This is a genomic window from Bradyrhizobium sp. Kon58, assembly GCF_055807455.1.
The window spans coordinates 181,894-192,967 of the sequence record NZ_JBVVOT010000013.1; the positions used below are offsets into that span (position 1 = coordinate 181,894).

The following is an 11,074-nucleotide window of genomic DNA, read 5'->3' on the forward strand; positions in this document are numbered from 1 at the left end:
TCGCCATGCCGGTTGCGGTTTCGAATACGGTCAATGGAACTCAGATACGAGCAACTGCCTATCATGATTGCGACGATGTCCAGCTCTTTTGGCGCGTCTCCAGCGGTGGTGCTTCGGACGTACCGATCCCCGGATGCCTGGGCTTCATGATTGAGCGCCAGCGCCAGGTGGGTGGGAATTGGTCGCCCACGGAGATCCTGCGCAATCGCGTGGGCTTTACCGATCAGCCGGCCGCTGATGGCGCTGATGACACAAATAGCTCAAGGCCGTCGAATGTATGGCCTTTCCAAAGATACGAATGGACGGATCACGGCGCCAACAACGGCCAGACGGTCCGCTATCGGATCAATGCGGTAGGATCGTCCGGGGAGGGCATTGTCGGAGAAAGCACGCTGGTGTCCTTGGCGGATTCCGGCTGGACCGAAGCCATCGACGTGAATGGCCAAGCCGGCAACGGCATAGAGGCGTATTTTAATCGCGGCTTCGTCATGTCTCAATTCGTCGCACGCATCGCGCGTGAGAAGAACTGGAAGCCGCGCGACATCAAGGATCACATAGCCGACCTCGAAGAGCCTTTGAGGCGATTTCTCTCGGGTGAACTTCGGTTGGCGCTCCTGCGCTTGCTCGATGAAGTCATCGGGGATCCCAGGCTGGAGCTTTATCTGGCGATTTACGAGCTCTCGGATGAGGAACTGATCGCGCGGCTGAAGCTTTTGAAGCGTCGCGCGCACCTGGTGCTCTCGAATGGCTCCGACAAGGGGGGCGACGGCAACGCGGATGCCCGCGAGGAGCTGAAGGCGGCCGGCGTTGACGTCCACGACAGGATCCTCGGCTCAAAGGGCCTGGGTCACAACAAGTTCGTCGTCGTTGTGTCCACCAAAGGCGACGTCGCAACGAAGGTGTGGACCGGAAGCACGAATTGGGCGCCGACCGGCCTCTGCACGCAGGCCAACAATGGAATTCTGTTTGTCGACCCAAAGATCGCCGGATTGTATTTCGAGCAGTGGGGCCGCCTGAGAGATGCTGGCAGCGACTTCACGCCGGATCTCGTGGGCGACAACGCCAAATCGCCGCGTCCGGCGAACGGGACAGACGTCTGGTTCACCCGGGTCCGAAGCAAGTCGAAGAAGAACGTCGGGAAAGGTATCGACATCGAGGCGCTCATTGAGCTCGTGACGGGCGCCAAGGACATGATCCTCTATGTGATGTTCCAGCCCGGTCCCGATCCACTCGCTGATATTGTCGCAAGGGCCTCAGAGATCTACGTCAGGGGTGTCGTCAGCACCGTCACGTCGGATAACCGCGAAAAATTCTCGCTGAGAGGTGTAGATACGGAGTCCCATGAGTTTGAGACGGCTCTGGTGCAGCCCGAAGGCGTCGTGAAGTCCTTTTCGGACTGGATTGGGGAAGTGACGCGCAGCCAGTTTCTGTTTCCCAACCAGAACCCGGGCATCGGCCATGCGATCACGCACTCAAAGATGATCGTGATCGACCCCTTTTCAGACGACTGCAAGGTGGTCACCGGATCCCACAATTTTTCCGGCTCCGCCAGCGAGCAGAACGACGACAATTTTGTCGTGGTGCACGGCAATCGATCTCTGGCGGAGGCGTACAGTGTCGCCTGTCTTGCCACCTATGAGCACTATTCCTGGCGTGCCTACGTCAAGCGGCAGTTCGATCAGGGCAAGGTACCGTGGTCGCACTTGTCGGACGATCCCGCGTGGCAGGGCCGCTATCTATCCGCTTCGCGCAAGAAGCACTTGGCAGTATGGTGTCCACAGTAGCGTTCAATAAGGCACTGCGACGGTGAGTGGTGCGATATCCTTTCACTAGCGAATGGTTTCACGAATGGAATTGGATGCAAAGCCGCCCGTCGAAGGCAGGAATTTCCGTTTCACGATCCTGGGTGGCATCGGCGTGACCCGCATTACCGTCCGGCTGAGCGGGAAGGTGGTGCACGAGAGCGATTGTCCCGACCCGCCGTGTCACGAAGAAATGCGGATGCCGCAGGGCGCGGGCGGCGCGGAATTGGTCGTGATCGCCAAGGATTCGACCGGAAAGGTCCTGGAACGGAAATTCATTGTCGGCAGAACGGAAGGTCAGGCGGGCGGAGCCATGTCAGCCTGAGATCCTCTCCATGAGCGCGCTTCAAGAGTTTTTTCAAGAGCTGTCCAAGCTGCAGCCAACTACGTTGACGGCCGTAACAGCCGTCGTAGGTGCGACCGGCGCCGTGATCGTTGGCGTCATTACAGGGGTGATCACCAAGTTCGTCATAGGCGCGCGCGACAGGCAAGATAGAGAAGTCGAATGGCGTAAGCATGCAATCGAGCTCACCAAGCTCGACCTTGACCGGAAGCTCAAAACTCGCGCGCCGGCAGACACACGGCCACTGAGGCCGAGCATCCTGGATTTCTTGGCCAACTATCGCGATCTGCAGGATCTCGATAAGGCCTCGCCGCGTGATCTTTATGCGACTATCCTGGCGATGCGGATCAAGAAGCAATATGCAACAGCGCCCGAATCGTCGCCCAAAGAGCCGCCCGCGGCTACCGAGTACGAAGATTGATGCATCGTTCCCGCGCAAGTAACTTTCTGACTAAGGCCAAAGGTGGTTCACGATCTCGGCGAGACGGGCTCCCGCCTTGGCAAGCTGCTGCCGCTTGATAGTATCCGCCGACTGAAGGTACGCGGCTCGATCCGAGAAGGAGATCGTCCACTTCCTGGGACCTATCTTGGTGTAGGTCACATTCGACATCGCCTGTTTCGCGACCGCGATCGTGTCCGTGGCCCAAATTGCTGACCAGTTCTCGATGCGGTCCGTATCGGCCGGAACGGCCTTTGCGACGTTCACCAAAGCCAGCGGGGCGGTGTCTCCCAGTCCCAGGCATGATGGAACGCGTCGTTTCCGACCGTGATGGCTTTATCGTGGATCCAGTTGCCGCCCGCGGTTTCGGTCGACGGATCAATCGTGTGCGTGACGTCCGGATCGGCCAGGCTTCCGTTGGGATCGAGGTACGGCGCAGTGACGTGAAGGGGCTGTGCCATGTCGCCCACCAGATGAGCGACTATCAACAGAGCCTCCTTCTTGTCTTTGATGTCGAAGGGTGGCGGCGCCGGCCTGCCAAGCAGCACGGCGATCGCGGCGTTGGTAGCTGCGACCAGATCATGATCATTGGTACCCGCATCGTTTCGATCGAACTTGTCGCGCTGAACGGCCACGTCGTCGAAGTGGTACGTATTGTGACAGCCAAGATTGGCGGTCGCACTCGCTCCTTCCGGATAGACGCAATCGATCCAGTTTCGGCCGGCGTAATCGACCATAGCCTTGCGGTCGTTCGCGAAGGGGGTGCATGGAGGTTCGTATTGAGGATCCACAACGTAGGCGAGGCTGCCATCGTTTTGCCTGTGCACGCTCTTCACGCAATCGAGCCATGGCCCGGCTTGCCGTAGATCGACGCCCAGCAAGGTCTTCACCTGCTGCTTGGCATTCGGGGTCAGGAGCTGGTCAGCAATGGACCCGACCAAGCGGTGTCCGTCGGGTCCCCAAGCGGATGCGGGCTTTGCCAAGAAGAGGCTCAAGAGCACAACTGCGCTGGCGGTAATTTTAGCCATGACGGATCCTCGGGTGGGGAAAAGTTCAACACTTCGTTCCATTCATGAGCCCACGGTCGCGGCGATCGCGATCGTGTTGGCGAGCGCCTCTGCCATCCGGCGGGCGCTCCAGTCACTGTGGTGGAGGCGGTCGGGATCGGTGGGATCGACCATCCGGTCAAAGGAGATCCGTTCTGCCTCATGCCACTGCTTCATCAATGCGAAGCGGCGGAACACGTTGACCGGGAAGCCGGCCCGGCTGGCTGCCGTCTCAATCAATGCCACCATCCGGTGTGCTCGCTCCTCCATTGCCGGAGTGAGCACGGCCGGCACGTACTGAAGATCCATGAGCACGACGTCCATCAATTCATTTGCGAACATCGCGAGACCGCGCTGGATCGCGCCGGCGGTGGCGTCGAGATCCTGGCTCTTCCAAACCGCGTTGGTACCAACCTGCCAGACCACGACCGATGGCCTCTCGCCGAGTACGTCGCCTTGAATCCTTCGTAGCTCGTCTGGAGCTTCTTCACCGCCGACGCCGCGGTTGAGAATATCGAAGTTCCTGCCCGGAAAGCTTGCGCGCAGCGCCCGCTCGAGACGCTGCGGATAGGGCACGATGTCGCCTTCACCCGCCGTGGTGGACGAGCCGATCGCGACGATCTTGATCGCTCCGGCGCCGGCCAAGCGTCCCGACAGCCACCGCATGTGGTGCTGAAACCGCATCGGTTGGGCCGGAATGGCGCTCTGATCGACTGCGGGCATGAGGTTCACCTACGCGCTCGAGAGTTTCGATGGAGTTTGGTGCCGAAATGTGACAGGGCGATTACGCTATCGCAGTTGCATTCGACTATTATCAAGCCGTGTTGGATCTCGATCGCGGATACGCGGCTAGTAGAAATCTTAACCACTCAAATTTACGGCGGCTTTGCCGGAGGCGGCGGAACTGGTACTGGGCTGGGCGCGACGCTTGTAACGGGGCTCGAAGGTGACGGCATTACATCGTGCAGAGTGTGGACACCGGCGGCAACGAGAGCTCCGATCAACAGTCCATAGACCACAAGCAGTACGCCGCGGGTCTCCCGATAGTTCTTCATCGCTTGTTCGATCGGCGTTTCAGCGATTTCTTCCCGCTCGCGAACGGAGATGTAACTAAAAAGACTTTGCATCCAGCTCCGTCGGGACGAGGCTTGGCTTTGGAAGAACGCGCCATTGATCCGCCACTGCAACGCGAACGACAGACCGATGAATACGGCGGCCGCAAAGTAGAATAAGGAAGAGATGAGAGGACCCGGTGTCTTGGCCGCATCTCCCAGGATCTTCAGTATAAAAGGCGCAGCCGAGACGGCCAGGTCGCGCCAGAGCGTAGCCGCAAGATCCTGCGCCCGTTGCGCTACCTTCTGAGTTTCATCAATCACGGTCTTGCGGAGATCGGCGAGCGCCTTCAGAGTCTCGCGGCTCGATGATTGGACGTGAGCTTCATAGGCAGCTTTGGCCGCCTCAAGCGCCTGCTCCAATGTCGTGGCGAGATCTTGCTGAGGACGGCTCGCCCGAGCCAACTCACCGGAAAAGAGCAGGTGGCGTGCCTCGACATCTGTCCCCGAAAGAAAAACCCAGTTGGCGGATTCAGTCAATCGAGAACGAGCGCCGGGCAGGGCAGGATCATCGGCTCTAATGCGATAGATCGGAGGCGTCGCCGCCGCTTGCAGCCAGACCTGGCCATCCTCGAGCCAGGCGCGGGAGACGAGACCGCCCAACAGTCTGCGGGCAGAAACCGTTTCCCAAGCTTGATACGCCGGCGATGAAACCGCTGGCGCGGCCAATAATAGCCAGGGATTGAGATCGGTAACGATTTCACGGTCGGGGACGAAGTCACGAACATAGCGAGTGGGGTCGATAGACCCAAGCAAAGGCTCGGGTCGCGGTGGCGTTTGCGCGAAATCCCATGAAGCGAACTCCAATCCTCGTGCGCGAAATGCCTGAGTGGAATTGAAGTCGGCGATCGCAAGGCGCGGAAGAACAGTTCGCTGCGCCAAATATTGTGGGATGTCGGACTGGAAGATAAAGAAGGCGCAGCCGTCGGCAGTTGGCTTTCCGAGCGTGATCACGATCTCGCGGGTCGAATCAAAGATATCAGCCCCAACGAGATCACCACCCAGACCCGGATTATAGACTTGCAAGGACGAGAACGGCGGTGGGACGTCGTCGACGAAGCCGAGCCAGGCGACCTGCGCATCGACCGACGGTAGCCGGCCTCGCAACACGAGGGCGTCAATACGTTCGTCCGCCACGGCGCCGTTCGCGACAAGCTCACGTACGCGTTCGACCAGATGTGTTGATCTCGAAGTCATCGAGTGTGATCTTGTCCCTGATGATAATCTCGCCCCTGTCGCGGTTCACCGAAATGACTGAAGACATCAAACCGACAGGGAAGGTCAATTTGACCCCGCTTGCCGTCTCAACGCGACGGTTCTTGGGAGCCTGAATTGCGTTCTTTTGGAGCACGAACGATTCGCCCGCCATTCCTTCCCGCTTCAGCTTTGCTTTGAAGTCGGTCAGCACGGGGCTATCATCAGGCAGCGGCCCGAAAATGCTCTTCAGCCAATTTTCAGCACTTTCGCCGTCGACAGAACCGCCTGACTGGCTGGCGTCGTAGAGGCGTTGCGCCAGATTTTTCATCGTGTCCTGCGGAAGTATGTCTTTGTGCTTGTGCGCAATGTTGCGCGTGACCTCGACGATTGTCCTTGTCAGCTCCTCTTCCGTTCGCTGGCGTCGCACGAGCAAGAACTGTTCGAAATAGGCCGCAGGCCGTTGCGGATTTTGACGATCGACAACGCAGATTTCGTCGCGCTCTTTGCCCAGCTTGATGAGCGCGGCCTTCTGTAGGGCGTTGCGGTTCTGGACAAAAGTCCGTTCAATCTCGCCGAAGGTCGGCTTCGGCTTGCCCGAACGCCCGCGGCTGACGTCGTAGTCGTAGCTGAGAACCTTTTCGTCCTCGAATTTCAGAAGTGCATATAACCGGCCACCTGAACAAGACAGCGAGAAGATCAAGAAGGCACCGACAGCCGTGCTGCCTCCGTGAGCCTCATTGAACGCTGTCGCGAGTTTCTCGCTTTCCTCCTGGAAAGTTGCCCTATCCCGGCTGATCCGCGCCAGTTGCGCCCTCACCGGCGCGTCCGCGAGAAACTCGTATCGGTTTCCGCTGTTGACCGATCGGACGCGGCCCAGGAAAAAAGCTGCGTGTCGACCGGCATCGAACGCAGCCAGTAGCTGAAAATGTTCCTCTCCCGGGCCGACAATATGAAAAACGCTCTGATCGATGCGCAGGCTTTCGAGTTCCTGCTCAGTAAGGAAGGCCATTTATCACCATAGAACAAAAAGAGAACGAGCGCAATCGCGCCGCTCTTTTATTCCAAAATTTGCGTCGTGTTCCGTTAAGAATCTTGCATCTTGTTAAGAATTCCACCCCCAACGAGTGGCCACGCGCCGGTCTGTTGAACAGTGAACGAGGCCGCCACGCGCCGCTAAATGCCTTGCTGGTTCTCTCAAAAGCATTCCTTGGGTGGGACCGAGGGAGAACTCCAACGTCTTCGCGAGGACATTTCACATTTACCGTGTTGTGTGAGTGTTTTTCACGGTGTAAAAGGTTTTTGCGGCTCGAAGGCCGAGTTGAGAGTGAAATTCACGATCGAGAACGTTTTTCACGGATCTGGGACAATGCAGACAAAGTTTTCAGGACCAGTGTCTGTTATTCATGACCGGCGGCTGCCGGAGATCGCAACTCCTGTTGGCTATGCTGCGCTGGTTGACGCCTACAGCCTATCCGTCCCGGTCCCGCGCGTGCTTTCCGCAATCGGAACAAAGCACCGGATCATTGAGCAGGAGGGGTGGCGCATCTACACGCCGCGCCATGCGCCGGACGCGACGCTTGAGGGGCATCTCACCTTCGCTCTCAAGAATGAAGGACTAGACCTTGCAATCCTGAAACGGCTTTTCCTCACTGTGAACGAGGATGAGATTGCGGATCTTGTGAGACAGAAGCCGACCGGTCTGTATACGCGTCGTATCTGGTTTCTGCATGAATGGCTGTTGGGCCGCCAATTCAACCTGCCTGCGGCAGATAAAGTCTCTTACGTCGACGCCGTCGATACCGAGCTTCAACATGCGACCTCCGGGCAGAATTCGGCACGACACCGCGTCCGGAACAATTTGCCAGGAACGCCGGAATTTTGTCCGCTTGTTTTCAAGACTGCAGCGCTGAGCGAATTTATTGCGCAGGATCTCAAGGAGCGCGCCCGTGTCGTGGTGAGCCAGGTTCCGAAGGATCTGCTGGCGCGAACCGCCGCCTTCCTTCTTCTCAAGGATTCAAGGTCAAGCTACGTCATTGAAGGAGAGAGACCGCCACAGGACCGTATCCAGCGATGGGGCCGGGTCATCGGTGAAGCGGGACGGGCACCGCTCGACGAGGCGGAGTTTCTACGCCTGCAGCGCATCGTGATCGGCGATGAGCGCTTCGTGAAACTTGGCTTCCGTAACGAAGGTGGTTTCGTCGGCGAGCATGACCGCGAGACGCAGCGACCTATCCCGGATCATATCAGCGCGCGTCACGAAGATATCCCCTCCCTCGTGCGCGGACTGATCGCGTTCGATCATGCGGCGGAAAACGAGCTTGATCCCGTCGTCGCTGCCGCCGTGCTCGCCTTCGGGTTCGTTTATATCCACCCGTTCGAGGACGGCAACGGACGCATTCACAGATACCTGATGCACCATGTTCTGGCACGGCGCGGATTCAATCCCGCCGGGATCCACTTTCCGGTTTCCGCCGCGATTCTCGAGAAGATCAGCGAATACAAGACCGTTTTGGAAAGCTATTCGACTAGATTGTTTCCATGTGTTGAATGGGAGTCGACCCCACAGGGTAACGTCAAGGTCTTGAACGATACCGGTGATTTTTATCGTTTCTTCGACGCGACGCCCCACGCCGAGTTTCTGTACGAATGCGTGCAGAGGACCATCGAACAAGATCTTCCAAAGGAAACGCAGTTTTTGCGGAGCTTTGATACCTTCCGCGCGGGCATCGAGAACATGATCGAAATGCCGGAGCGGACGCTCAATAAGCTCTTCGGATTCCTGCAACAGAATGGAGGACAACTCTCAAAGCGTGCCCGCGATAACGAATTCTCCGAACTAACGCCGGATGAAGTCACGAGGATTGAGGAGCTTTATCAAGCGTCCTTCTCGAAAGACTCTGGAAGCGCGAGTTGAGTATGTCCGTGCGGCCGGCACTTCGATGGCTCGCGATCGATGGCGAAGTTCATTTTGCGTAATTTGCCGCATTGCGACGGACGGTCTGCAAGCAACATGGACGCCAGGTCAGACAGCATTGCATCACCTGTGTCGGCCCGACCAACGGTCAAAAGAAGTATCACCGAGCGCGAACGTCATATCTGGAGAGCCCCTTTAGGTGTGGGCGACGGTTCGGCTGAACTCGGGGGCCTTGATTGCGACTGCATCACAAGACGAGTCACAAAGCCTAGGCCTGTTGCTCCAATTCGGGCTCCAACGTGGTTGTCTTGATTCTCTCGACAATGAATTCGAGATCAAGCGGGCGTACGGCGTGGTCGGCTTCGACGAACTCCTTGTCTTTATCGACAATTTTACCTCAGCTTGCCCTCATTTGGGAGGCAGCGAGCCAAAACTCGCGCGCGTTGCATATTTACAACCCGCGCTGCCATTCGAGATACTAAGTTCCTTCATCGAGCCGACCAGAATATATTTCATGCGTCTTCAATATGATCGCGGGGGCGAAATGTATGATGTCTATCGCAGCAGCAAGCGCGACTTGCTCGTTCTGAGTACAGGCTCTGCCGTACCCCTGCTTTACTCTGCACACAAGTGGCGCAAGAGAAGAGCAAGAGTTCTCAAGGTCAGCGACGAAATCAAATCAGCCGTTCGGGCACAAGGGTACTACGTGCGCAGTCTGCACGCGAATCCGAACCGCGTTTTCTTCCCACATTCCGGGGAGAAGGCTCTAGACATTCATCTCCAGCCTAGCCGCGTAGAGGATCTGCACACCAAGATGGGAAGGAGATGATCCGCTTAGGACCGAAGCGGCGATAAGTGTAGTTCCCAAGAAGTTCTTAGCCATCGCTTCTCGGTACGGAGCGCCAGTTCACAAAATCATATTCGTCCCGCCACCGGTGCACGTTGGTTTTGCAGAATGCGCACCTGAAGTGACCAGGCTCTCGGACTTCCCGGCGGATTTGGTCAGCTACGAAGGCACCTGCGCATTTAGGGCACAAGAAAATAACTTTGGTCACAATTCACATCGATTCTTTAGTCGTCCGTTAAGAAGCCGAATTGAGCGGGAGCGGACAGGCAAGCGTATGCGATAGCTGGATCGGGAAGAGGCACAAGAGTTCTCTGAGCCAGGCGAGGATACGGCGGAAGTTGTGTCCGACTGCTGAGAGCACGACGTTGGCGGCGTCGCCGGCGCGGCCTTTGAGGTAGCAGCGACCGAGGTGACCTTCGGCCTTCAGATGTCCGATGATGGGCTCGATGGCGGAGCGGCGGCGCAGCTCGCGCTTGATGACGCCGAAGACGCCGCGCTTTTGGCCGGAGATGAAGACGCGACGTGGATTTTGAGCATCGTGGCCGCGGTATCCCTTGTCGACATAGGCCCGCTCGATCGGACATCCGGTGAGCGTCTCGGTCCGGTCGATGACGTTCCGCAAGGTGTGACCGTCGTAGGGATTTTCGGGCAGCGAGCTGGCATGCAGTACGAACAGGCCGCCGGGAGCTCGGCGATTGTTGGTGACGATGGAGGCCTTCACGCCGAACTCGTAAGGGGCTGAGGCCTTGCCTTTGCCGATGCACTCCACCTCTGGGGCATGAAAGGAATAGAGCTTCCAGCCGCGCTGGCGCTGCTGCTGGGAGCGGATCTGGCTGGCTCGGCCAAGCGGAAGGGCGAATGCCTCCTCGAGGGCTGGCTGGCCCTCGATCTTGCGACGGATGTCGCGGATGATCCGGCCCAGCCGGCTGCGCAGGATACGCAACTGCCTTGCCGCCCGAACTGTTTGGCATGGGCGTAGCGGCCCGCCATCATCGCAGCGGCCTTGGCCACGCGAGAATAGGATTGCCGGAGCCTGACGCTGTGCCTTCTCGCCAGGCGGTTGAGGCCCTGGATGGCCGCATGAAGCAGCTTGGCGTCGGTCGGGAAGGTGATGGCCTTCGGCTGCACCGTGGTGTCGACCGTGACGCGCTTGAGGTCCTGGCTGCGTAAGGCGCCGGCTTCGTGCGCCACCCGCAGGCTCTCGGCCAGCAGCAGCTCCAGCTTGTCGCCGAGCCGCTTGCGCCAATGGCTCAGGTCCGAGCGTTCGTGCGGGAAAGCGTGCCGGAAAAACTCTTCGCCGGTGAAGAACTGGAAATACGGGTCGTGAACCCAGCGCTCGCAAACGCCCTCATCGGACAGCCCGTAAGTGTGCTT

Annotated in this window: 10 protein-coding genes and 1 pseudogene; 5 read left to right on the plus strand and 6 right to left on the minus strand. The window is 58.3% G+C overall.

Translation table 11 applies throughout. The features are described 5' to 3' along the window. Positions 1–5: 5 nt before the first annotated feature. From AC0L20_RS22200 to AC0L20_RS22210, 3 genes are all read left to right on the plus strand, one after another. Entirely contained in the window at positions 6–1,784 is a 1,779-nt protein-coding gene (locus AC0L20_RS22200) for a phospholipase D-like domain-containing protein (protein WP_473292067.1), read from the plus strand. 70 nt (positions 1,785–1,854) lie between these two features. Then, positions 1,855–2,127, plus strand: coding sequence for a hypothetical protein (locus AC0L20_RS22205; RefSeq protein ID WP_473292069.1), 273 nt, complete (start codon positions 1,855–1,857; stop codon positions 2,125–2,127). A gap of 10 nt (positions 2,128–2,137) precedes the next feature. Further along, a complete protein-coding gene (locus AC0L20_RS22210; protein ID WP_438745975.1) occupies positions 2,138–2,566 on the plus strand; it encodes a hypothetical protein in 429 nt (142 codons plus the stop codon). A 30-nt stretch (positions 2,567–2,596) separates the two neighbouring features. Here the strand turns inward: AC0L20_RS22210 and AC0L20_RS22215 are convergent, their stop codons facing one another. From AC0L20_RS22215 to AC0L20_RS22235, 5 genes are all read right to left on the minus strand, one after another. Beyond that, positions 2,597–2,851: a hypothetical protein gene (locus AC0L20_RS22215; RefSeq protein WP_473292073.1), complete on the minus strand. Its 255-nt coding sequence runs from the start codon at positions 2,849–2,851 to the stop codon at positions 2,597–2,599. Next, the gene (locus AC0L20_RS22220) at positions 2,848–3,612 is read right to left on the minus strand and encodes a S1/P1 nuclease (RefSeq protein WP_473292075.1); all 765 of its coding nucleotides are present in this window, start codon (positions 3,610–3,612) and stop codon (positions 2,848–2,850) included. Before AC0L20_RS22220 ends, AC0L20_RS22215 begins: the two co-directional genes overlap by 4 nt. Before the next feature lie 42 nt (positions 3,613–3,654). Further along, on the minus strand, positions 3,655–4,353 hold the full coding sequence (locus AC0L20_RS22225) for an SGNH/GDSL hydrolase family protein (protein ID WP_438745978.1): 699 nt from the start codon (positions 4,351–4,353) through the stop codon (positions 3,655–3,657). A 152-nt stretch (positions 4,354–4,505) separates the two neighbouring features. Then, entirely contained in the window at positions 4,506–5,939 is a 1,434-nt protein-coding gene (locus AC0L20_RS22230; protein ID WP_473292078.1) for a hypothetical protein, read from the minus strand. After that, positions 5,899–6,948: a nucleoid-associated protein gene (locus AC0L20_RS22235; RefSeq protein ID WP_473292081.1), complete on the minus strand. Its 1,050-nt coding sequence runs from the start codon at positions 6,946–6,948 to the stop codon at positions 5,899–5,901. Before AC0L20_RS22235 ends, AC0L20_RS22230 begins: the two co-directional genes overlap by 41 nt. 357 nt (positions 6,949–7,305) lie before the next feature. On the opposite strand from AC0L20_RS22235, the gene AC0L20_RS22240 reads away from it, so the two are divergent. Together AC0L20_RS22240 and AC0L20_RS22245 are read left to right on the plus strand one after the other, a co-directional pair. Further along, the gene (locus AC0L20_RS22240) at positions 7,306–8,853 is read left to right on the plus strand and encodes a Fic family protein (protein WP_473292096.1); all 1,548 of its coding nucleotides are present in this window, start codon (positions 7,306–7,308) and stop codon (positions 8,851–8,853) included. Positions 8,854–9,397: 544 nt separating this feature from the next. Beyond that, positions 9,398–9,682, plus strand: a complete 285-nt coding sequence (locus AC0L20_RS22245; protein ID WP_473292099.1) for a hypothetical protein — start codon at positions 9,398–9,400, stop codon at positions 9,680–9,682. A gap of 253 nt (positions 9,683–9,935) precedes the next feature. On the opposite strand, the pseudogene AC0L20_RS22250 reads toward AC0L20_RS22245, so the two are convergent. Next, positions 9,936–11,074 (minus strand): annotated as a pseudogene (locus AC0L20_RS22250) (IS5 family transposase); the annotation flags it as partial.